This is a genomic window from Catenuloplanes indicus (genome assembly GCF_030813715.1).
Taxonomy (GTDB): Bacteria; Actinomycetota; Actinomycetes; order Mycobacteriales; family Micromonosporaceae; genus Catenuloplanes; species Catenuloplanes indicus.
Genome location: NZ_JAUSUZ010000001.1, coordinates 5,876,891 through 5,899,056, shown reverse-complemented (window position 1 = coordinate 5,899,056; position 22,166 = coordinate 5,876,891). Strand labels below are relative to the sequence as shown.

Below are 22,166 nucleotides of genomic sequence, written 5' to 3'. Positions count from 1 at the left end.
ATCGTGAGTGCCTTGGATCCACGGGGAGGCAACCTTGGCAGCCACAGCCAGCGGAAGCAGCAGGGTGACCATCGTCGCGCCCAGGACGCGGCTCGATCTCGCGCTGCCCTCGGACGTGCCGTTGGCCGACCTGTTGCCGACCGTGCTCCGGCACGCCGGCGAGGACGTCGCCGACCAGGGAGCCGCACAGGGCGGCTGGGCGCTGGCCCGGCTCGGCGGCAAGCCCCTCGACAGCTCCCGCACCGCGGTCGAGCTGGAGATCCGCGACGGCGAGATGCTCTACTTCACGCCGCGCGCCGCGGCCCGTCCGGAGGTCGTCTTCGACGACATCGTGGACGCGGTGGCCACCGCCACCCAGAACCGCGAGGGCCGCTGGGACACGGCCATGACCAGGCGTTTCTCGGTCGGCTTCGCGGCCGCCGCGCTGCTCGCCGGCGCGATCGGCGTGCTCTTCAGCGGCCCGCCGCACCTGCCCGGCGGCGTCGCCGCGCTCGCTGTCGCCGCGCTGCTCATGCTCACCGCGACGCTGCTGTCCCGCGCGGCCGGCGACGGGCGCAGCGGCGCCATGGTGGCCGGCGTCAGTCTGGTCTTCGGCACGATCGGCGGCCTGCTGCTGCTCGCCGGTGACACCCCGCTCACCGGGCTCGGCGCGGCGCACGTGCTGCTCGGCGCGGCCGTGCTGCTCATCCTCGGCGTGATCGCCACGCTCGCGGTCGGGTATGCGACACCCCTCTTCCTCGGGTCCGCCGCGGCCGGTGTCGCGCTCGCCCTCGGCGCCGCCGTCTCCGTCCTGGCCGGTCTGTCCGGCGCCTCCGCGGCCGCGATCGTGGCAGCGGTCGTCTTCGCGTTCCACCCGGCACTGCCGATGATGTCGTACCGCCTGGCCCGGGTGCCGGTGCCGTCCATCCCGACCGGACCCGACGATCTCAAGGCCGACGACGAGTCCGTTGACGGCCGCCACGTCCTGCGGCTCAGCGAGCGCGCCGACGAGTTCCTGACCGCGCTGATCTGGACCGTGTCCGCCATCGTGCTCGGCGCGGAGATCGCGCTCGCGGTGGACGGCCGTCTCGGCGCCGTGCTGCTCTGCCTGGTGCTCGCGCTGCTCCTGCTGCTGCGCGCGCGGCCGTACCCGAGCCGCCGGGAACGCCTGCCCTCGCTGCTCGCGGGCGGCGCCGGCCTGATCCTGACCGCCTTCGCCGTCTTCGGCTGGGGCGGCTGGGCCACCCGGCTGGGCCTGGTCCTCGGCGGGCTGATCCTGGTGGCGGCGATCTCGCTGATCTACGGGCTGTCGGTGGCCGGCAAGCGGATCGCACCGATCTGGGGGCGTCTGCTCGACATCGCGGAGATCCTGCTGATCCTCGCGGTGGTGCCGCTGGCCGCGTGGGTGTGCGGGCTCTACAGCTGGATCACCACGATCACGGCCTGAGGCCGGTGGAGGTGGGGTGGGCCCGGTGGCCCACCCCGGCCAGCCGGTCAGGTCCGGCGCGGGGCCGTACCCAGGCTCTGCTTCTCGATGCTGGTCGGCGTGAACCAGAAATACTGCGCCTCCGGCCCGGTCCCCAGCAGCACCGCCATGTCCACGTTGAGCCGCTGGAACAGCTTGACGTCCCGCCCGGTGAGCCGGAGCGGCGCCGCACCCACCGTGGCCTCGGTGGCGTTGAGCCGCTGGACGATCGCGTAGTTCGCGGCGCGCAGCACGGTCGCGGCGGCCGGTACGAGCTGCTGCACCACGGTAAGCCGGGCCTGCCACGGCTGCAACGGCTCGGTCAGCGCCGCCTCCGCGGCCTCCGGGTGCACGTCGACCACGTGCAGGATCGGCTGGATCGCGGTGCCGGACGGGATGGAGCCGGGGTTCGCCAGGCCGTGCACCAGCATCAGCCGGTCCGGCCGGCCGGTGGCCCACTGGCCCAGGTTCTGCCACTGCTCCGGCGCGTGCGAGCTGACCACCACCCGCGCGCCCAGCGCGAGCGCGCGAAAGACCACCAGGCGGGCGGCCCACCAGTTGCCGACCAGTGCGACGTCGGCACCGGACGGGCCGAAGACCTCCAGCGGTACCGGCTTGCCGTTGCGGTCGCGGCCGAGCAACAGGCCACCGCGGGGCACCGGGGTGGTGAGCGCGGCGAGCCCGTCCGGTTCGGTGGTGAACCGGCCGGTGACGGCGTGCAGCTGGGTCATCCGATCGCTCCTCCGGTCGGCGCGGTCGCGTAGATCGCCGCGGCATGCTGTCCGTCGAGCCGGCGCAGCTGGATGCCGCACTGGGTGAAGATCCCGACGACCGCGGACAGCGTCTCCGCCGCGGTGGTGGCGCGCACGGCGACATCGACTATGGCCTGCATGCGCAAGTCGCCGTCCGGCTGCCGGTTCAGGACGACCGCGACGGTGGCGGCCAGCGCACCGACCTCGGGCAGCCGGCGGGCGGCCACGGACAGGCCGGACGGCGAGAGCCGGGTGGCGAGGTAGCCCACGTGCACCGCCTCGGTGCCCTGCCAGCCGGCCCAGTTCTCCCGCGGGGACGCCGGTGCGGCACCGTCCCCGGTGACGGCGGCGCCGGTGAGACCGGCCACGGTGGCGACCGCCGCGGTCAGCTCGGTGGCGGTCAGCGGCGTGGCGACGAACCCGGCGCTGTCCAGCGTCTTGCCGATCCGCCCGAGCAGCGCGGCGAGCGCGCGGTGCACCCCGTCCGGACCGCCGCCGCGGCTGGCGCTGGCCGAGAGCGCGTCGGCGGGCCGCAGCCGGGCCGCGACCCAGACGCGCGAGTCGGCCGGGATCGGCAGGCCGCCGAGCAGCTCCCGGTACGACTGGACGGCCGGTGCCGCGTGGTCGAGGAACGACGTCGGCGCCGGTACGAGATGCGTGACCACCTGCAGCGCGGAGACCGGCAGCGCGGACTCGGCGAGGATCCGGCCGATCCGGTCGACGCCGAGCCCGACGTCGGCGATGGCGGCGTCGTCACCGGCGGTCACGGAGAGCGCAACGAACCAGCCCATGTCGTCGCGCCCGATACCGATCGGCGTGCCCCGCTCACGGATCTCGATGACGGCCAGGCCGGGTGCGAGCGCGGCCAGTTCCCGGCCGGGGTTGGCGGCGGCCGCGCGGGCCCGCTCCCGGAACCGGCGGCTGATCACGCGGTGCTCGAACCACCAGCGGCTCTTCCGCCGGGCGAACGCCAGGACCAGCAGCACCACCGCGAGCACACCGGCCACCGGCAGCGCCCAGGCCGGGCCGCCGAGCGACGCGAGCACGGCCACGACGGCCACCTCGACGCAGACCAGCTGGGCGACGGACAGCCCGCCCAGGTGGCCGCGCTGGCGTTCGGCCGGCAGCGGTGGCGCGCCCCGCCGCCTCGTGTCGGTAACTGTCATCCCCGTGTGCCCTTCTCGCCTCGCGGTCCTGCGGTGCACCGCAGGTCCCCCGGCCCTACCGGCGGACCCTTATCGTAGGGACGCGCGCGACACCGCAGGAACCCGTGGCGGGCGCGGCACCGTTTCAGGAGGATTGTGCATGCGTACCCGCCGTGATCAGGTCCAGGCGTACCGCTTCGTCACCCGCCGCATCGTATCGGCGATGGTCTCCGGCGAGCCCGAGACGAACGACCTGCCGATGCGGCGGCTCGGGCTGGCGCTGGTGGGCAGCGTGCTGGTGGGTGCGATCGTGCTGGGCGTGTTCGGCGCGTACGGGCTGCTGACCGAGAACAAGGCGCCGCTGGCGAACGACACGCTGGTCATCGACAAGGAGTCCGGCGCGACGTACGTGTACACCGCGAACAAGCTGTACCCGGTGGCGAACTACTCGTCCGCCCGCCTGATCCTCGCCAAGGACGCGCCGGAGATCCGCCGTGTGTCGGCCGGCTCGCTGAAGGACCTGCCCCGCGGCCGTACCGTCGGGATCATGAACGCGCCGGACGCGCTGCCGGACCCGAAGAGCCTCTCCGGCGCGATCTGGCGGGTCTGCTCGAACCTGACCTCGTCCGAGGGCAGCTCACCGGTAAGCAGCCTGGTGGTGGGCCGGTCGCTGAGCGGCGCGGGCACGCTGGCCGGCGACGAGGCGCTGCTGGTGCACGTCGGCGACCCGGGCGCCGACGACGCGGTGTACTACCTGGTGTGGAACAACACCCGGCTGGCCGTGCCGAGCCCCACGCTGGTCGGCCTGGACGCCGGCGACTCGATCGCGGTGGCCGCGGAGCTGGTCAACGCGATCCCGGCCGGCCCGGACCTGAAGCCGGCCCAACTGCCCGGCCAGGGCACCCCGGCCGACGAGCCGGTGGACGGCCGGTCCGCGGCGATCGGCACCGTGTTCAAGGTCGGTGAACGGTTCTACGTGCTGGCCGAGTCCGGCCTCGCCCCGGTGGGGAACCTGATGGCCCGGCTGCTCCAGGACGGCGGCGCCGAGCTGCGGAACACCACCGCGCAGGAGGCGGACCGGCGGCAGGCGACGACCCGGGTGGAGCCGGACGGCTTCCCGGCCGACATGCCGCGGCTGAGCCAGACCGTCACCACCGCCAGCAACAGCGCGATCTGCGACTTCTACGACGCCGGCACCAACCGCAACACCGTGGAGGTGTACGCGACGCGCCCGGCCGAGCTGGCCGTGGGCCTGGAGGACGGCACCGACTCGGCGGCCCGCAGCGCGACCGCCACCGTGGACCGGGTGCTGGTGACCGGCGGCACCGGCGCGCTGATCCAGCCGGTGCTGCCGGACGGCACGGCCGCACCGGGCTCCACCGTCTTCCTGCTGACCGACCTGGGCCGGATGTACGCGCTCGGCACGAACGACGGTGACGCGAAGGCCGCACTCGGTTACGGAGGGTCGTCCCCCTCGCCGGTTCCGGCCAGTCTGATCGATCTGATCCCGGCCGGACCGACGCTGGACATCGCGCTCGCGCGCCGAAGCGTGACGAGCACGGCGACAACCGGATAGTTCGGACAGCGGACGGGCGGCCCCTGCAACGGCGTGCATCCATTGGTTACGCTGGCACTTCGGGGTTACCGCGGCGGTTCGTCGATGCCTGATGCGTTGACGGCTGGATCGCCGTCGGCCCGTTGCAGGCCAGCCGAATCGAATTTCGCTATGGACGGGGAGGCGAACGGTCATGAGCCCGGCTGCTCGCGGTGGAAACACCACTGTAGACGTCGATTCACTGCAAGAGTTCCAGGATCAGCTCACACAGCGGCTCAGCGAGGCCGACCACGTGATCAATGTGCTCAGCAACCGGCTCAGCGCACCGCTGGCGGTCGGCACGTTCCACCACGCGGCGACGATCAGCGCGAACTACGCGACCCGGCACGCCCAGCACCTGGCGAACGCACGCCGACTGCGCACCGCGATCGTCGCGGCACAGACCGCCACCGCCGAGATTTTGCGTAACTACACCACGACCGAGGAGCTCAACCGGGTCAGCGCCGACGAGATCGCGTCGACCGTTGGCGACCTGGCCGCACCGCTGCGAGGAACGGGCAATGTCTGACCTGAGGTCGTACTACGAGAACGAGAGCCACGAGACTCTCTACAACCAGCTGCAGAACGGTGACCCGGCCTCGGTCGAGGCCGCCGGCGCGGACTGGAGCACGGTCGCCGGCACGCTCGACGACATCTCCGCCGCGCTGACCCGCGACCTCGCCTCGCTGAACGAGAAGTGGAGCAGCGACTCCGGCGACGAGTTCAGCCGTCGGGTGACCGTGATCGCCGACTTCGCCGCGGCCAACGCGGACCGGGCCGGTCAGGTCAAGCTCGCGCTCACGTCGTTCGCGGCCGACCTGAAGACCGCGCAGGCCAAGGTGGACGACCCGGCCGACACCGACGACAACACCAGCACCTGGGGCGGCGCGCTCACCGGCGGCGCCGTGGCCGGTGTGCCCGGCGCGGTGGTCGGCGCGGTCTGGGGCCACAACCGCGACGAGGAGCAGCGGGAAAAGGCCAAGGCGCGCACCGTCGAGCTCATCTCCAACCTCGCCGGCGACTACCAGCTGTCCTGGTCCCAGGGCGGTGTCAACCCGCCGGTCGCCCCGGCGGACCTGCCCGGCTCGGTCCACAACGACGGCCCCGGCACCACGAGCGGCCCGGGTGCGCGGAACGTCAGCGGCCTGGCCGGCACCGGCACCGGCTCGGGCATCGGCACCGCCCGGGCCGACGCGCCGGACAGCCCGTCCCGCGTCGCGGACACCGGCACCGCGGGCGACGGTGGCGACACCACCGGGGTCGGCCCGTCCACCTCCCTCTCCGGCGTCACCGGCGGCAACGGCACCGGCGGCAACGGCACCGGTCTCAGCACCGCCACCCCGGGCCTCGGCACCGGCGGCGGTGGCGGTGGCGGTGGCGGGATCGGCGACAACCTCGGCGGTGGCGGCCTCGCGCTCGGCGGTCTCGCCGCGGGAGCGGGCGGTCTCGCCGCGGGCGCGCTGGGTCTCGGCAACAGCGCTCAGTCCGCGGCCCGGCCGGGCGGTCTCGGCTCCTCGGCCATGAAGCCGGGCGGCGGCACGACCACCGGCGCGGGTGCGGGCAAGGGCACCGGCCCGGCCGGCGGCAAGGACCGGCTCGGCGTGCCCCGGCAGGGCGTCGGCGGCCTGGACGGTCACCACGGCCTGCAGAACCGCACCGCGGCCGGAGCCAAGAGCGCGGCCGGCGGCCGTGGCCTGGCCGGCGAGGACGACGACGCGGACGAGCGCACCACCTGGCTGACCGAGGACGACATGGTCTGGGGCCAGGACGGCTCCGCTCCCCCGCCGGTCCTCGGCGGCCGCTGATCGACCACCCGTGATCGGGGCGTCCGTGGACGCCCCGATCAACCGTCTCTACAGCGTCGTGCCCGGCTTGCCGAGCGGCACGGTCAGCACCGCCTCGGTACCGCCGCCGGCCCGGTTGCGCAGCTCGATCGTGCCGCGCAGTTCCCCGGTGGCCAGCGAGCGCACGATCTGCAGGCCGAGCCGGCCGTCCCGCCCGTCCACGAACCCGTCCGGCAGACCCTGTCCGTTGTCCGCCACGGTGACCAGCAGCTGCTTGCGCTGCCGCACGACGGTGACCACCACCTCGCCGACCGGCTCCGCGCTCCCCGCCGGCACGGTCAGCTCGTCCAGCTCCGGCCCGTCCTCCTCGCGCGCCGGGAAGCCGTGCTCGACCGCGTTGATCAGCAGCTCGTTCAGCACCATGACCAGGCTGGTGGCGGTCTCCGCGGCGAGCACGCCGAAACTGCCCTCGCGCCGGATCGCGACCGTGAAATCGGTGGCCGCGACCTCGGTGGCCGCGGTCGCGACCCGGTCCAGGATGCCGTCGAACTCCACGGTCTCGTTGCCGTTCCCGGTCATCGACAGCGTCTCGTGCACCAGCGCGATCGACGCGACCCGGCGCACCGACTCCTCCAGCGCCGACTTCGCGGACGCGCTGTCCACCCGGCGTGCCTGCAACCGCAGCAGCGCGGCCACGGTCTGCAGGTTGTTCTTCACCCGGTGGTGAATCTCCCGGATCGTGGCGTCCTTGGTGACCAGCGCACGATCTCGCCGGCGCACCTCGGTCACGTCCCGGACCAGCACCAGCGCGCCGATCGGCACACCGGCCGGCATCAGCGGCAGCGCGCGCAGCAGCACGGTCGCACCGCGCGCCTCCATCTCCCGCCGGGCCGGCGCCTCCCCGCGCAGCGCGGACAGCATCTTCGCGGTGATGTCCGTGCCGTCCAGCGGGTCCCGGGCCAGGCGGCCGGTCAGCGCCGGCAGATCCTCACCGACCAGATGCGAGGAGAACCCCAGCCGGCGGTACGCGGACTGCGCGTTCGGGCTGGCGTAGGTGACCCGGCCACTCGCCGCGAGCCGGATCAGCCCGTCACCGACCCGCGGCGCGGACGTGGTCTCCCCCGGATGCCGCGGCGGCGGGAACGTCCCGTCCGCCACCATCTGCGCCAGGTCGTCCGCCGTGGTCAGATAGTTCAGCTCCAGCTGACTCGGCGTCCGCGCGGTGGACAGGTTCGTGTCCCGCCCGATGATCGCGATGACGTCCCCCGGCTCACCGTCGTCGTCCCGCGTCCGCACCGGAATCGCCTCGTGCCGGGCGGGCGTCTCGCCGTACCAGACCGGATCGCCCTCCCGCCAGATCCGCCCCTGGTGATGAGCTATCACCAGGTGCGCCACCTCGGCCCCACCGATGATCCGCCCTACTTGATCATCCAGATACGCCGTCGGCCCGGTCGTCGGGCGCACCTGCGCCACACAGAGGAACGACCGCACCGCGCTCCGGTCCCCCACCGGCACCCAGAGCAACAGATCGGCGAACGACAGATCGGACAGCAGCTGCCAGTCGCCGGCCAGCCGGTGCAGATGATCGATGTCAGCGGAGGAGAGCTTGGTGTGCTCCTCGACGAGGTCGCGCAGCGTGGACACGCCGCTAGCCTTTCACAGCCACGTTTCCACTCCGGCCTCAGTCACACCGTCACATCACCGAACCTCAGCAGCCCGGCATCCCACGGCCGCGGCAGCAACTTCGGCGCGCACGTCGCACGTCGCAGGTCGCGCGGACCGCACAGATCGCGCACATCCCGGCGGGCCTCGGCGCGGGCGCGGAGCGGCGAGGGCACCGAGATGCGGTGCGGTGGAACCCGGGCCGCGTGGCGCGGCGTGAGCGGCGGGAATCGCGTGTTCGTTCCCGGCCCACGGCGGGACCGGCTCCGACGCCGCGGGCGGAGCGGAGCCAGCGGAGTCGGAGCCCTCGGCGAGGTTTGCCCGCGGGAGCATGCGAAACGCCACCACGCCGGAAGCGGGCAGACCGAATTCTGATCCGGGTCAGAGCGTGGCGGTGACCTTCTTCAGGCCGCGAGGTGCGTCCGGGTCCTCGCCGCGGGCGACCGCGAGGGCGAGGGCCAGTTGCTGGGCCGGGAGAATGTCGAGGAGTGGGGCGTAGCGTTCGTCGAGGGACGGGATGGTGATCCGGGCGGAGGCGCCGGGGACGTCGGCGGAGCCGATGGCGACCACGTCGGCGCGGCGGTCGGTGAGGCGGCCGAGGACCTCGGACATGGAGGCGCCGCCGGGGCCGGAGCCGACGACGGCGAGGACCGGTACGTCCGGAGCGGCGAGCGCGAGCGGGCCGTGCATCAGATCCGCGCCGGAGAACGACAGGGACGGCAGGTAGCACGTCTCCATCAGTTTGAGCGCGGACTCGCGTGCGGTCGGGTACGCGTAGCCGCGCCCGGTGGTCAGGATGCGTGCCGCGAAACGGTAGCGGGCGGCCAGGTCGGTCGCGGTCGGGTCGGCGAGCACCCGCTCCGCGTGCGCCGGCAGCGTCTCCAGGATCGCGCGCTCGGCGGCCGGCAGCGCGCCGTCGCCGGCCCGGATGCCCTCGATCAGCATGAGCAGTGCCTGCAGCTCCGCCACGTACGACTTGGTGGCCGCGACCGCGCGCTCGTGGCCGGCGGCGACGTCGATGACGTGTTCGGCGGCCTCGGCCAGCGGGGAGCCGGGCACGTTGACGACCGCGACGGTGAGCGCGCCGGACGCGCGGGCCACCCGCATGACCTCGGTCAGGTCGGGTGAGCCGCCGCTCTGACTGACGCCGATGACCAGCGCCTGGGACAGGTCGGGGCGGGCGTCGAAGACCGTGATCGCGCTGGGCGAGGAGCTGCTGGCCGGGAGACCGAGGCGGATCTCGGTCAGGTATGCCCCGTAGAGCGCGGCGTGGTCGGACGTGCCGCGTGCGACGAAGACCACGTGCTTCGGGCGGCGGGCCACGACCGCGGCCGCGACCGTGGCGATCGCGGCGGCGTGCGGCGCCTCCAGCAGGCGGGCGATGCCGGCCGGCTGCTCCGCGATGTCGGCGGCCATCCCGGCCCCGGGCTGCACCTCAGGCATGACGACTCCTCGCGCACGATGTGACGACTCTGTGCTCAATGCTGCACGAAAGAGGCGTGTTTCGCAACGTATTGAGCAACAGCGGCCGGGATGGATGCGTGGCGCCCGTCGTGCCATAGGCTGCGGTTGCGGGGTAACGATCAACGACAGCTCGACAGCCGGACATACGCCTTCACAAGGGACATAAGGCTTTGACTGAGGGGATAGGCGACCCACGCCTCTCCGCGGAGGGCGAACTGGCCCTGGCCCGGATGGCGCTCGACGAGGCGGACTTCGGGCACGCCGCGGACCACGTGGCCGGCGCGCTCGCGCACGCGCCGACCATGCCCGAGGTGCACGAACTGCTGGCCAAACTGGCCGCGCGCACCGGCGGCGCCCTCGACCTCTACCCGCTGGCCGACCACGTGTTCATCGGCGCCGTGGTGGCCCGCGGTCACCTGCTGGCCGCGGCCGGGCAGCCGGGCGAGGCGCTGGAGCTGCTGGCCGCCGCGACCGGGCACGCGCCGAACGCGGATTGGGCCGGCGTGCCCTGGGTGGCGGACCCGGAGCTGGCCACCCGGATCGAGCCGGACCAGCTGGCCCGCACGATCATGCAGGTCTGCGCGGGCGTGCCCGACCCGGTGCCGGACGAGCAGCGCGGGCCGCTGCAGCCGTACCTGCGGGTGGCCAAGCACGCCGCGGCCGCGCACCCCCGGCACGCGCTGCTGCTCGGCGCCGCGTCCGCGCTGGCCCGGCGGATGGGCGAAACCGCGATCGCGATCGAGTGGGCGCAGCGGGGCGTCCGGGTCGCGCCGACGAAGCTGGGCGAGGTCTGGCTCGGGTACGCGTACCGCAGCGCCGGCCGGACCCGGGAGTCGATCGCCGCGCTCCGCCGGGCCGTCGCGCACGACCCGGCCGACCTCTCCGTCTACGCGGACATCGCCGGTACGCTCGCCGACAGCGGCCAGCTGGACGAGGCGATCCGCTGGATAGACGACGCACTGGCCCGGGACGCGGAGTTCGACTGCGCGGTGCACACCGCGCACCGGCTGCGCTACCGCCGGGACGGCCGGCTGTCGCACCTGGTCGCGCTGGCCGACTTCCAGCGGCACCACCCGGACGACTCGCACGAGCACACCGACCTCGCGGAGTGCTGCCAGGACCGGCCGTGGCTGGGGCGGCTGCCGGCCGCGGGCGAAGCGGTGATCAACGTGCTGCGGCAGATGCTGGAGACCGAGGGGCCGATCACCGGCGGACGGTTGCGGCTGAGCAACCTGGAGCCGCCGTCCGCGATGCGCACGGTCGGCGCCGCGCTGCCGGACATGGCGGTGATCGTGGAGCGGGTGCCGGAACCGGACCTGCGGCTTCCCCGGCGTACCGGTGGGCGGTCGGTCTGGGAGTTCTTCGAGACGGACGCGCTGCCCGCGTTGCGCGAGCCGTCCGAGGCCGCGGCCGAGCGGATCCGGCAGATCGCACTGCCGGCCTGGCCGCACCCGCAGGCCGCCTACGACGCGGCGGTCTCGCTGGCGCTGCTGGACATGGACGATCTGCTGGCGTTGCTGGTGCACCCGCCGGCGCCGCCCGCCACCGAGCTGGGCGCCGCGCTGGCCGCCCACGACCCGTCGCTCTGGGTCCGCAGCGTGCAGGTCTGGGCGTGTCTAGGGCTGCTGCACCACCGCACGGACGAGCCGTGGCAGAGCAGCACCCGGCGTCGCGTGCTGCTCGACCTGGCCTGGGGTGTGGAGGACTGGATCACCGAGGCCGCGCTGTTCGCCCTGGTCACGGCCGCGTGGGTGGCGCCGGAGGTGCGGGCGGACGTGGCCGGCCTGATCCGCGACCGGCTGGCCGACGTCGCGACCGTGGTGCGCCAGCGCCCGGTCACCATTGCCTGGTCGGTGGCGCAGCTGGCGCTGGCCACGCCGGAGCTGGACGCGAAGACCGAGCTGATGGCCCGGGCGATCATCGCGGCTGAGCGCCCGGCGGAGGAGACACCGGCCCCGCCGCCACCGCGCAGGACCGGTTTCCTCCGGCGGCTGTTCAGGCGATGACGGCGATCAGGTCGCCCTCCTGCACGACGTCGCCCTCGTGCACCGCGACCCTGGTCAGCGTCCCGTCCGCCTCCGCGACGACCGGGATCTCCATCTTCATCGACTCCAGGATGACCAGGGTGTCGCCCTCGGCCACGGTGTCGCCCTCGTTCGCCACGACCTTCCAGACGTTGGCCACCATCTCGGCGTGGATCTCCTCGGACATCGCTCCCGGTCCCTCCGTCGTCGCGCCTCGTTACCCTGCATCCAATCATGGCGCGGGCGCCCGCAGGCCGGTCTCGCTGGGCGATTAGCATCAGGGGTGGACCAACGCCGCCTCGGTGCGGCGCACCGACGAGCGGAAGGACGCGGCCATGGCGAAGAAGGCCCGTAAGAAGAAGGCCCGTAAGAAGAGCGGCGCCAACCACGGCAAGCGCCCCAACAGCTGAGCTTTGGGTACGAAGAAGCCGCCGTCCCCGGCACGGGAACGGCGGCTTCCTCATCTGCTTCAGTCGGGCAGGTACTCCCGGGTGCCGGCCTCGACGACCAGCTCGCTCAACTTCGAACGAAGGCGGGTCCGCAACTCCTCCGGCGCGGTCTCGTCGCCGCAGCAGCGGGACACCAGCGCCTTCACCTCCTGCTCGATGCCGAACTCGCGGAGGCAGGGCGAGCACTCGTCCAGGTGCTCGCGGATCACCTCGCGGCGCTCGTCGGCGCACTCCAGGTCCAGGTACAGATAGACCTCGCCGAGCACTTCATCGCAGTCCGTCTCGTGTGGCTCGCCGCAACTCACCGCGTCACACCTCCTGCGCTGCCGCCGACTCGGGGGACCGGTTGAAACCCCGGTCCGCAGCGTAGCGCTCCAGCAGCTTGCGGAGGTTACGCCGGCCTCGGTGCAGCCGCGACATCACGGTGCCGATCGGCGTGTTCATGATGTCCGCGATCTCCTTGTAGGAGAAGCCCTCCACGTCCGCGAGGTAGACGGCCAGCCGGAACTCCTCGGGGAGCTGCTGCAGCGCGTTCTTGATGTCGCTGTCCGGCAGCCGGTCGAGCGCCTCGGTCTCGGCCGACTTCAGCCCGGTGGACGCGTGCGACGACGCCTCGGCCAGCTGCCAGTCGGTGATCTCCTCGGTCGGCGCCTGGATCGGCTGACGCTGCCGGCGACGGTACGAGTTGATGTACGTGTTCGTGAGAATGCGGTACAGCCAGGCCTTGAGGTTCGTGCCCTCCTCGAACTGGTGGAAGGCCGCGAACGCCTTCAGGAACGTCTCCTGCACCAGGTCCTCGGCGTCGGCCGGGTTCCGCGTCATGCGGAGGCCCGCCGCGTACAACTGGTCGACGAACGGCATCGCGTCGCGCTCGAAGCGCGCGCGCCGTTCCTCGGCTGTCTCCGCTCGGGTCACCCGTTCCTCTCCCCTCCGCTGTCCCGCAGAGGATACGTGGAGTGCCCCGGCAATGGTTTCGGAAACGTCGGGTGTCAGGTGTGTCACCCGGCCGGTTGTCGCCAACACAGACAATTTGCCCCGATCTTCGGCTTCGGTCGGTGCCGCGGGCCACTCGGGACCGTTCAGCAGCACCCTGACGCGCTCGGCGCCTGAATCGGCGGTGGTCCGCCGGTCCGGGTCACGTACTGCGGATCGCACGAGATCAACCCCTTCCGCTCGTTGCCTCCGGGGGCTTCAACCATGAGCGCGGGTGCCACATTCCGCGGAGTGAGCTGTGGCTCAGTTCGCCCAGCCGTTCGCCCGCAGCCACGCCACCACCTCGGCGGCGATCCCGGCCGGATCCCGTTTCAGGTCGTGGGTCTCCCCGGCCCGGGTCAGTACCGTCACCGCACCGGACGCCGCCGGCACGCCGAACGCGTCCCGGTCGCCGTTGACCACCAGCGTGGGCCGGCCGGTGTCCAGTTCCGGAGCACGGCTCTTCTCCGGCTTGCCCGGCGGGTGCAGCGGGAACGCGAGCGCCACGATCCCGGCCGCGCCGAGTTCGCGCGCGGTGCGGCAGGCGACCCGGGAGCCGCTGGACCGGCCGCCGAGCAGCAGCGGGCCGGGATGGTCCGCGCGCAGGCGCCGGACCACGCCGGTGAAGGCCTCGTCGAGGTGCCCGGCGGGTGCGGGCGCGCGACGGCCGGCCACCCGGTACGGCTGGGTCACCCGCGCCACCGTCACGCCGGCCGCGCAGGCGGCATCGCGGAGCGCGACCAGGTCGGGCGCGTCCACGCCGCCACCGGCGCCGTGGCCCAGCACCAGCAGGCTCACGGGCGCGGTCCCGGGACGGTCGAGGTCCACCCGGGCCGGCCCGCGCACCGTGTCGATCGTGATCGTCTCCATGCCGGTCATCCCACCACGGCACCGACTCGCCGGGTGCGGGACGGCCCGCGCTGGAACCGGTTACCTGCCCACCGGCACCAGCGCCAGCAGCTTGTCGCGGACCGGTGGCCCGGTCAGGACCGCCGGATCGCCGGCCTCCGCGTCGTCGCGGACCTGCTCCTGCCAGACGCGGAGCATGGCCCGGCGCTCGCGCGGGGTCGTGCCGCCCCAGACCCCGTGGCAGTCACCCACCTCCAGCGCCCAGGCCAGGCACGCGCCCTGGACCGGACAGGAACCGCACAACGCGATGGCGCCGTCCGCCGGCTCGTTCGGAGCCGGAAAGAACGTCTCCGGATCGACGCTCTGACAGACCCCCCGGGTCCGCCAGGCCTCGTCCAGGCTTCGCTCGTCGAGGGCGCGGAGCAGTCGCGGATCCTTGCGAGCTGCGGCGACCTCTTGCGGGCGTGGCATGCGCGCCCGTGTCATTCACCCACCTCCCCCGTGGGGCTGGCAACGTTTTCATCGTGTGGCGCGACCACACCGAAACCCCAATCGCGCCAACCGCCGGCGCTGTGTTCTACCGCACTTCACATAGGACAGGCAAGGGTTTCAATCCAATATCGGGGAATTGCTCACATCTTTTTACAATCGAGTGAGGCGTCAGAAGAGCGTCAATGTCGCCGGATCTTCCGGTGGGGGGCGAAGCGCATCCGCTGCAATTGGGGCAATGAGTTCAGGACCGTCATTCCGGACGTTGCCGACGGCCGGGCCGACCGGCCGCAACTCCAGACCGGCGAGGTAGTCGTCGGGCGGCGGCGCGAGCAGCGACTCCTCACCGGCGGCCGGGGCGAGCCACGCGTCCCACCGGTCCGGCGGCAGCAGCAGCGGCATGCGGTCGTGCACCGCGGTGAGCGTCGAGCGCGCGGCCGTGGTGATGATGCTGCAGGTCAGAACCTTGGCATCGGCCTCGCCCCAAACCGTCCAGAGCCCGGCGAAGGCCAGCTCGCCACCGTCGGCGGGGGTCATGTAGTACGCCTGTTTCGCGCCCTTGCCCGCGGGCTTGACCCACTCGAACCAGCCGTCGGCCGGCACCAGGCAGCGTCGCCGGGCGAACGACGGCGCGAACGCGCGGGACGTCGCGACCGTCTCGGCACGCGCATTGATCATGCGGGCACCGGCGCGCACATCCGTCGCCCACGGGGGCAACAGACCCCACCGCGCGGTTTGCAGAACGCGCTGTGCACGCCGCTGCGAGACGCGAACGATCGGCACCGGCGCGGTGGGCGCAACATTGAAACGCGCGGTAATCGGCATTTCGGTCTCGTCCTCCGCACCGAATAGCGCGCTGAGATCCACCGAACTCCGGGTGGTCGCATACCTGCCACACATGCGGTCCACGCTACGCCGCGGGTACGACATTCTCCGCGGACCGCGAGTTTCCCGATCAGCGAGAGAGAGACGGAGAGCAATGGATGGACACGTCAGACTGTGACGGTGGCAAAACTCTCAGTCATACCGTGGCGCGCGCCCGTCGCGGCCGGCCCGGTGCACGCGACCGTGCAGCTCCCGGGCTCCAAGTCGGTCACGAACCGCGCGCTGGTGCTCGCCGCGCTTGCGACCGGCCCGTCCACGCTCTCCTCGCCGCTGCTGGCGCGCGACAGCGCGCTGATGGTCGCCGGGCTGCGCGCGCTGGGCACCCACGTCTCCACCGCCGCGGACGACCGCTGGGTGGTCCGCCCCGGCCGACTGCACGCGGCCGGCCACATCGACGTGGGCCTGGCCGGCACGGTCATGCGCTTCCTGCCGCCGGTCGCGGGTCTGGCGGCCGGCCGGGTCGCGTTCGACGGCGACGCGCTCGCCCGGCGGCGGCCGCTCGGCCCGCTGGTCGAGGCGCTGCGCGCGATCGGCGTCCGGGTCGAGGGCGGGCCGGACGGCGTGCTGCCGTTGACCGTGCACGGCACCGGCGAGGTGCACGGCGGCGAGGTGGTGATCGACGCGTCCGCGTCCAGCCAGCTGGTCTCCGGCCTGCTGCTGGCCGGTGCACGGTTCGCGCGCGGTATCACGGTGCGGCACGTCGGCCCGCCGGTCCCGGCCGCGCCGCACCTGCGGATGACGGTCCAGATGCTGCGCTCCGCCGGCGCCGGTGTGGACGATGCCACGCCGGACGTGTGGAGCGTGGCGCCCGGCCGGCTCTCCGGGCGCGGCTGGCAGATCGAGCCGGACCTGTCCAGCGCGCTGCCGTTCTTCGCGGCCGCGCTGGTCACCGGCGGCGAGGTGGTGCTGCCCGGCTGGCCGCGCAGCAGCATGCAGCCGGTCGAGCAGGTGCGCGAGCTGCTCCGGCGGATGGGCGCGGACGTGCGGCTCGGCACCGGCGGGCTGACCGTGCGCGGCACCGGCCGGGTGCACGGGCTGGACGCGGACCTCGCCGGGCTGAGCGAGCTGGCACCGGTGCTGGCCGCGCTCGCCGCGCTGGCCGATTCGCCGAGCACGCTGCACGGCATCGGGCACATCCGCGGCCACGAGACCGACCGCCTGACGGTGCTGGCCCGCGCGCTCGGCCGGCTCGGCACCGGCGTCACCGAGCTGGCCGACGGCCTGCGGATCACGCCCCGGCCGATGCGCGGCGGTGTGGTGGACACCGACCGGGACCACCGGATGGCGCACGCGGCCGCGGTGATCGGCCTGGCGGTACCCGGCGTGGAACTCAGCGACGTAGCGTGTACCTCAAAGACGCTGCCCGAGTTCCCGGCGCTATGGTCGGCGATGACCACGGGCAATCGATAGAGGGAGATCTACGCTGACCGGCAAGCGGCGGGAGTACGACGAGGACGACGTCCGGATCCGACCGAGCAAGTCCTCACGCCCGCGGACCAGGACCCGGCCGAAACACGAGGACGCGGTCGAGGGGTTCGTGATCGCGGTCGACCGCGGCCGCTACACCTGCATGGTGGACGACGCGCCGCTGACCGCGATGCGCGCCCGCGAGCTGGGCCGCAAGTCGGTGGTGGTGGGCGACCGGGTGGCGCTGGTCGGTGACGTCACCGGCAGCGCCGGCTCGCTGGCCCGGATCGTGCGGATCGGCGAGCGCACCTCGGTGCTGCGCCGCACCGCGGACGACGACGACACCACGGCCGAGGGCCGGCTGGAGCGCGTCGTGGTGGCGAACGCGGACCAGTTGGTGATCGTGAGCGCGCTGGCCGACCCGCCGCCGCGCACCGGCTTCATCGACCGGTGCCTGGTCGCGGCGTACGACGCGGACATCACGCCGCTGCTCTGCCTGACCAAGGCCGACCTGGCCGGGCCAGCCGACGTGCTCGGTTACTACGCGGAACTGGACCTGCCGTACGTGCTCTCCGCGCCGGACGGCGACCTGGGCGCGCTGCGCGAGGTGCTGGCCGGGCGCGTCTCGGTGATGGTCGGCCACTCCGGCGTGGGCAAGTCGACGCTGGTCAACCGTCTGGTACCGGACGCGGACCGCGCGGTCGGCGTGGTCAGCGCGGTCGGCAAGGGCCGGCACACGTCCACCAGCGCGGTCGCGCTACGGCTCCCCGGCCGGACCGAGAGCTGGATCATCGACACGCCCGGCGTGCGCAGCTTCGGCCTGGCGCTGGTCTCCGCGGAGAGCCTGCTGCACGGCTTCCCGGACCTGGTCGAGGGCACCGTCGACTGCCCGCCGAACTGCGAGCACACCGAGGCCGACCCGGAGTGCGCACTGCCCGCGTGGGTCGCGGCCGGGCACGCGGACGTGCGGCGGCTGGAGTCGTACCGGCGGTTGCTCGCGTCCCGATCGGGCGGCGACGGGCTGGAAGGGCCCGACCGAGGTTAGCCCGCTCCGCGTGATCGGCTAGTTTTTCCGCCATGGCCAGCTATGCCGACGATCTCTCGCTCGCCCACGTGCTCGCCGACACCGCGGACTCCATCTCGATGGCCCGGTTCCGGGCGTTGGACCTGCACGTGGAGGCCAAACCCGACCTGACGCCGGTCTCCGACGCCGACACGGCGGTGGAGAAGGCGATCCGTGCCACGCTGGCCCGCACCCGCTCCCGGGACGCGGTGCTCGGCGAGGAGTACGGCCAGACCGAGGCCGCGGCCGGCATAGGCACCCGGCGCTGGGTCATCGACCCGATCGACGGCACCAAGAACTTCATCCGCGGCGTGCCGGTCTGGGCCACGCTGATCGCGCTGATGGAGGGTGACACGCCGGTGGTCGGCCTGGTCTCCGCGCCCGCGCTGGGCCGCCGCTGGTGGGCCGCGACCGGGCACGGCGCGTTCGCCGGCAAGCACACCGCCGCGGCCACGCCGATCAGGGTCTCCGGCGTGAGCCGGCTGAGCGACGCGAGCTTCTGTTACTCCGACCTGATGGGCTGGGAGGAGTCCGGCCGGCTCGCCCCGATGCTGGACATCATGCGCCAGACCTGGCGGAACCGGGCGTACGGCGACTTCTACGGCTACATGCTGCTGGCCGAGGGCGCACTGGAGGCGATGGTCGAGCCGGAGCTGTCGCTCTGGGACGTGGCCGCGCTGGTCCCGATCGTGACCGAGGCCGGCGGCCGGTTCACCGACCTGACCGGACGGCCCGGGCCCGGTGGTGGCAGTGCGGTCGCGACGAACGGCCGGTTGCACACCGAGGTCCTGGAACGGCTCTCGTCCCCCGGAATCCGAGCGCTTTGAACCCTTTGTAACGGTACGACCACCCGACTAAAAGATCACCCAGCCGAACAGCCCGGTTGCGCCGGTGCAACTGCGGGCGGGTCCCGGCGCGGTCTATCCTCGCCAGGTGATGTCGGCTGGATGGCTCTTCCTCGGCGCGATGATCATCGCGTACGGCGTCGCCAACCTGCTTCAATCGATCGCGGCGACCCGGACGACGGTGCACCACACGTTCGACCCGGGGCTGCTGCTGCGGCTGGCCGGCCACCGGGCGTACCTGGTCGGCCTGGTCTTTCAGATCCTCGGCTTCGTGCTGGCGTTCCTGGCCCGGCGGGATCTGCCGCTGTTCCTGGTGCAGGCGAGCGTCGCGGCGGGACTCGGCGTGACCGCCGTGCTCGGCGTCGCGCTGCTCAAGTGGCGTCTGCCGCTGGCCGAGGTGGGCCTGATCGTCGTGCTGTTCGGCGGCATCACCGCGCTGGTGGTGGCCGCGGAGCCGGCGCCCGCCCGGCCGTTGCCGCTGGCCGGCGTGCTCGCGCTGGCGCTGTCCGTACCCGTGATCGGGGTGCTCGGCGCGCTCGCCGCCCGATTACGTGGGGCGCCCGGATCGGTCGCGCTCGGCTCGCTGGCCGGCATCGCGTTCTCCGCCGCCGCGGTCGCGGCCCGCCCGCTCGCGTCACTGCACTCGCCCGGTGACGTGCTGCGTGACCCGCTGCTCTACCTGCTGATCGTGCACTCGATCGTGGGTCAGCTGCTGCTCGGCCTGGCCATGCAGCGCGGCTCCACCACGGCCGCGGTCGCCGCGATGGACGCGGCCGGCGCGGTGCCCGCCGCGGTCATCGGCCTGCTGCTGCTCGGCGACCGGATCTGGCCGGGCCGCGAGTGGCTGGCCACGCTGGGGTTCGTGGTCACGCTGCTCGCGGTGATCGGCCTGACCCGGTACGCCGAGCCACAGCACCACCATGAGATCGCGGCGGCCCGGAAGAGGGCGGCGCCGCCACCCGCTCCCAAAGGGAACTACATCCCGCTCACCGTAGGCTCGGAACGATCTCAGAGTTGAGTCAGGCGGTCACCGCCCGGGGCGTCAGCAGGCCCTGGTAGACCGCCTCCAGCGCGGACGCGGTGCGCTCCCAGGTGTAGCGGCAACGCACCCGGTCCACGGCCGCGTCGCCGTACGCGGTCCGCTGCACCTTCGTGCCGACCAGCTCGCGCAGCGCGTACCCGGTCGCGCGCACGTCGCCCGGCTTCACCAGCCGACCGGTCACCTCGTCCACCACGCTCTCCGCGATGCCGCCGAGCGCGTAGCCGACCACCGGGACGCCGCACGCCATCGCCTCGACCGGCACGGTGCCGCTCGGCGCGGTCCGGGGCGTGCAGGCCACCACGTCCGCGGACCGATACCAGTGCGGCATCCGCTCGTGCGGGACCGCACCGACGATCCGCACCCGGTCCTCCACCTGGCAACGCCGGGCCAGCTCGCCGAGCGCGCGCACCACGTCCCGGTCCGCGTCACCGCCGATGATCACTAGTTCCGCGCCCGGGACGTAGCGCAACGCCCGGATCAGGTGGTCCTGACCGTGCCCGGGGCCGAGCCCGACCGAGAGGATCCGCTCCATCCCGCCGGTACGCGCCTCGGCCTCGCCGTCCGGCGCGAACATCCCGGTGTCGACGCCGGACGGGATGAGCGCCACGGACGCGCGCGGCGCACCGAGCCGGGTCAGCTCGTCCGCCTCGTCCGGCGACTGCGCGACCGCCACGTCCGCGGCCCGGGTCAGCACCCGCTCCATCGCGATCCGCTCACCGAGGCACGCGTCCGGTTTGCCCAGCGACCGCTGCGCGGACCCGACCGAGTAGAACGTCTGCACCATCGGCAGCCCGGACGAGCGTGCCGCGGTCGCGGCCGCGAGACCGCCGAGCCAGTAGTGGCCGTGCACCACGTCCGGGATCCAGCCGCTGGACCACCGGTCGGCGAGCCGGCGGCCGACACCGGCCAGTTGCGCCACGAAGCGGCCGGCCGCGCCCTGCGGCGCCGGCGGCGACACCCGGTGGACGGCGTAGCCCTTCTCGGTGAAGACCTCATCGCCGTCGGCCGGCCCGGAGCCGCGGCACTCGAAGATTCGCACATCGTGGCCGAGCGCGGCCAGTTCGGCCGCCACCCTGGACGTGCCCGCCTCCATGGGACGGGCATTGGCCCTGATCAGGCCGACACGCATCGCTCACCTCCGCTGTTTCGACATACGGACACCAAGAAACCAGCCGCCGGCAGGGTGACGTACAGCTGAGAGAGCCGGTCACTGGTTAACCGCACGGCGGTCCGGCAAAACATCGCGGCCCCGGATAACCCACACCGTCCGTGGGTACGCCGTGCCCATGCCACTCACCGCAGCGCTCTCCGAGTCGACGATCGTGATAACCGGCGCCTCCGGCGGCATCGGCGCGGCGACCGCCCGCGCGCTCGCGGCCCGGGGCGCGTCCGTGGTGCTGGCCGCGCGCGGCGCCGAGGCGCTCGGCCGGGTCGCCGCGGACTGCCGGGCGGCCGGTGGACGCGCGCTCGTGGTGCCGACCGACGTGACCGATCCGGCCGCGGTCACCGACCTGGCCACCCGCGCGGCGGCCGCGACCGGGCGGATCGACGGCTGGGTGAACAACGCCACCGAGGCCGTGTACGGCCTGCTCACCGACGTGCCGCCGGAGGAGTTCCGCCGGGTGGTGGAGGTCAACCTGCTCGGCACCGCGTACGGCATGCGGGCCGCGCTGCCGCACCTGCGCGCGGCCGGGGGCGGCGTGCTGGTCAACAACGCGTCCGTGCTGGCCGAGATCACCATGCCGTACATGTCGTCGTACAACGCGGCCAAGCACGGCGTGCGCGGGCTGTCCGACACGGTCCGGCAGGAGCTGCGGCACGAGCCGTGGGCGCGGCGGATCTCGGTCTGCACGGTGCTGCCCGCGACGATCGACACGCCGTTCTTCGCGAATGCCGCGAATCATTCCGGTCGCCGGCCGGCCCCGCCGCCACCGGTGTACCCGCCCGAGGTGGTGGCCCGCGCGATCATCCGGATGCTGGAGCGGCCGCGCCGGGAGACCTACGCCGGGGCGGCCGCGGCGCTGCTCGGCTACCAGTGGCGGCTGCTGCCGGGGCTGACCGAACGGATTCTCGGCGCGTACGGCGCGCGGACCGTACTGAGCGACCGGCCGGCCCCGGACACCACCGGCAACCTCACCGGCAGCTTGGCGACCGGCCGGGTACGGGGTGAGTGGCACGGGATGGGCCGCATGCTGGCCCGGACCGGCGCGGCGACCGGGCTGGCGGTGGGCGCGGCGGCCATCCTCACCGCGCGGCGGCGGCGCGCGAGCTGACCCGCGGCGCGGCGCCGGCCGCG

General features: G+C 73.3%; 22 protein-coding genes. 11 read left to right on the top strand and 11 right to left on the bottom strand.

Annotated elements, in window-relative coordinates:
- Positions 1 to 64 precede the first annotated feature (64 nt).
- Positions 65 to 1,426: a type VII secretion integral membrane protein EccD gene (gene eccD / locus J2S42_RS26730; RefSeq protein ID WP_307243363.1), complete on the top strand. Its 1,362-nt coding sequence runs from the start codon at positions 65 to 67 to the stop codon at positions 1,424 to 1,426.
- A 47-nt stretch (positions 1,427 to 1,473) separates the two neighbouring features.
- On the opposite strand, the gene J2S42_RS26725 is transcribed toward eccD, so the two are convergent.
- Both J2S42_RS26725 and J2S42_RS26720 read right to left on the bottom strand, forming a co-directional pair.
- The gene (locus J2S42_RS26725; protein WP_307243362.1) at positions 1,474 to 2,175 is read right to left on the bottom strand and encodes a hypothetical protein; all 702 of its coding nucleotides are present in this window, start codon (positions 2,173 to 2,175) and stop codon (positions 1,474 to 1,476) included.
- Positions 2,172 to 3,362: a type VII secretion protein EccE gene (locus J2S42_RS26720; RefSeq protein ID WP_307243361.1), complete on the bottom strand. Its 1,191-nt coding sequence runs from the start codon at positions 3,360 to 3,362 to the stop codon at positions 2,172 to 2,174. Before J2S42_RS26720 ends, J2S42_RS26725 begins: the two co-directional genes overlap by 4 nt.
- A 139-nt stretch (positions 3,363 to 3,501) precedes the next feature.
- On the opposite strand from J2S42_RS26720, the gene eccB reads away from it, so the two are divergent.
- The 3 genes from eccB to J2S42_RS26705 all read left to right on the top strand — a co-directional run bounded on the left by eccB (position 3,502) and on the right by J2S42_RS26705 (position 6,740).
- Positions 3,502 to 4,917, top strand: a complete 1,416-nt coding sequence (gene eccB, locus J2S42_RS26715; RefSeq protein ID WP_307243359.1) for a type VII secretion protein EccB — start codon at positions 3,502 to 3,504, stop codon at positions 4,915 to 4,917.
- A 172-nt stretch (positions 4,918 to 5,089) separates the two neighbouring features.
- Positions 5,090 to 5,464 (top strand): DUF2563 family protein, encoded by a 375-nt coding sequence (locus J2S42_RS26710; protein WP_307243358.1) that lies wholly within the window; start codon positions 5,090 to 5,092, stop codon positions 5,462 to 5,464.
- Positions 5,457 to 6,740: a WXG100 family type VII secretion target gene (locus J2S42_RS26705; protein WP_307243356.1), complete on the top strand. Its 1,284-nt coding sequence runs from the start codon at positions 5,457 to 5,459 to the stop codon at positions 6,738 to 6,740. Before J2S42_RS26710 ends, J2S42_RS26705 begins: the two co-directional genes overlap by 8 nt.
- A gap of 48 nt (positions 6,741 to 6,788) precedes the next feature.
- Here J2S42_RS26705 and J2S42_RS26700 read toward each other — a convergent pair whose 3' ends face one another.
- Complete coding sequence (locus J2S42_RS26700) at positions 6,789 to 8,363, bottom strand: PAS domain-containing sensor histidine kinase (protein WP_307243355.1); 1,575 nt, start codon at positions 8,361 to 8,363, stop codon at positions 6,789 to 6,791.
- A 399-nt stretch (positions 8,364 to 8,762) separates the two neighbouring features.
- Positions 8,763 to 9,797, bottom strand: coding sequence for an SIS domain-containing protein (locus J2S42_RS26695; protein WP_307249050.1), 1,035 nt, complete (start codon positions 9,795 to 9,797; stop codon positions 8,763 to 8,765).
- A 278-nt stretch (positions 9,798 to 10,075) separates the two neighbouring features.
- On the opposite strand from J2S42_RS26695, the gene J2S42_RS26690 reads away from it, so the two are divergent.
- Positions 10,076 to 11,851, top strand: a complete 1,776-nt coding sequence (locus J2S42_RS26690; RefSeq protein WP_307249048.1) for a tetratricopeptide repeat protein — start codon at positions 10,076 to 10,078, stop codon at positions 11,849 to 11,851.
- Here J2S42_RS26690 and J2S42_RS26685 read toward each other — a convergent pair.
- Complete coding sequence (locus tag J2S42_RS26685) at positions 11,841 to 12,056, bottom strand: biotin/lipoyl-binding carrier protein (RefSeq protein WP_307243353.1); 216 nt, start codon at positions 12,054 to 12,056, stop codon at positions 11,841 to 11,843. The two genes, J2S42_RS26690 and J2S42_RS26685, sit on opposite strands and share 11 nt — an antisense overlap.
- 148 nt (positions 12,057 to 12,204) lie before the next feature.
- Here J2S42_RS26685 and J2S42_RS41995 point away from each other — a divergent pair, with 148 nt between their 5' ends.
- On the top strand, positions 12,205 to 12,279 hold the full coding sequence (locus tag J2S42_RS41995) for a 50S ribosomal protein bL37 (RefSeq protein ID WP_369700219.1): 75 nt from the start codon (positions 12,205 to 12,207) through the stop codon (positions 12,277 to 12,279).
- 59 nt (positions 12,280 to 12,338) lie between these two features.
- Here J2S42_RS41995 and rsrA read toward each other — a convergent pair whose 3' ends face one another.
- The 5 genes from rsrA to J2S42_RS26660 form a co-directional block, all read right to left on the bottom strand.
- On the bottom strand, positions 12,339 to 12,623 hold the full coding sequence (rsrA, locus tag J2S42_RS26680; RefSeq protein ID WP_307243351.1) for a mycothiol system anti-sigma-R factor: 285 nt from the start codon (positions 12,621 to 12,623) through the stop codon (positions 12,339 to 12,341).
- 4 nt (positions 12,624 to 12,627) lie between these two features.
- Positions 12,628 to 13,473: a sigma-70 family RNA polymerase sigma factor gene (locus tag J2S42_RS26675; protein WP_307243349.1), complete on the bottom strand. Its 846-nt coding sequence runs from the start codon at positions 13,471 to 13,473 to the stop codon at positions 12,628 to 12,630.
- An 81-nt stretch (positions 13,474 to 13,554) separates the two neighbouring features.
- Positions 13,555 to 14,160 carry an alpha/beta hydrolase family protein gene (locus tag J2S42_RS26670; RefSeq protein WP_307243348.1) on the bottom strand — a complete coding sequence of 202 codons (606 nt, stop codon included), beginning with the start codon at positions 14,158 to 14,160 and terminating at the stop codon, positions 13,555 to 13,557.
- 60 nt (positions 14,161 to 14,220) lie between these two features.
- Positions 14,221 to 14,625, bottom strand: coding sequence for a WhiB family transcriptional regulator (locus J2S42_RS26665; RefSeq protein WP_307243346.1), 405 nt, complete (start codon positions 14,623 to 14,625; stop codon positions 14,221 to 14,223).
- 174 nt (positions 14,626 to 14,799) lie between these two features.
- A complete protein-coding gene (locus J2S42_RS26660) occupies positions 14,800 to 15,528 on the bottom strand; it encodes an SOS response-associated peptidase (protein ID WP_307243344.1) in 729 nt (242 codons plus the stop codon).
- A 105-nt stretch (positions 15,529 to 15,633) separates the two neighbouring features.
- On the opposite strand from J2S42_RS26660, the gene aroA reads away from it, so the two are divergent.
- The 4 genes from aroA (at position 15,634) to J2S42_RS26640 (ending at position 19,846) form a co-directional block, all read left to right on the top strand.
- Entirely contained in the window at positions 15,634 to 16,923 is a 1,290-nt protein-coding gene (aroA, locus tag J2S42_RS26655; protein ID WP_307243342.1) for a 3-phosphoshikimate 1-carboxyvinyltransferase, read from the top strand.
- A 55-nt stretch (positions 16,924 to 16,978) separates the two neighbouring features.
- Positions 16,979 to 17,965 carry a ribosome small subunit-dependent GTPase A gene (gene rsgA, locus J2S42_RS26650; RefSeq protein ID WP_307249046.1) on the top strand — a complete coding sequence of 329 codons (987 nt, stop codon included), beginning with the start codon at positions 16,979 to 16,981 and terminating at the stop codon, positions 17,963 to 17,965.
- Between the two features lie 32 nt (positions 17,966 to 17,997).
- A complete protein-coding gene (hisN, locus tag J2S42_RS26645; protein ID WP_307243341.1) occupies positions 17,998 to 18,810 on the top strand; it encodes a histidinol-phosphatase in 813 nt (270 codons plus the stop codon).
- A 139-nt stretch (positions 18,811 to 18,949) separates the two neighbouring features.
- A complete protein-coding gene (locus tag J2S42_RS26640) occupies positions 18,950 to 19,846 on the top strand; it encodes a hypothetical protein (protein ID WP_307249044.1) in 897 nt (298 codons plus the stop codon).
- A gap of 1 nt (position 19,847) precedes the next feature.
- Here J2S42_RS26640 and J2S42_RS26635 read toward each other — a convergent pair whose 3' ends face one another.
- Entirely contained in the window at positions 19,848 to 20,999 is a 1,152-nt protein-coding gene (locus J2S42_RS26635) for a glycosyltransferase (protein WP_307243339.1), read from the bottom strand.
- 157 nt (positions 21,000 to 21,156) lie between these two features.
- On the opposite strand from J2S42_RS26635, the gene J2S42_RS26630 reads away from it, so the two are divergent.
- Complete coding sequence (locus J2S42_RS26630) at positions 21,157 to 22,143, top strand: SDR family oxidoreductase (RefSeq protein ID WP_307243338.1); 987 nt, start codon at positions 21,157 to 21,159, stop codon at positions 22,141 to 22,143.
- Positions 22,144 to 22,166 lie beyond the last annotated feature (23 nt).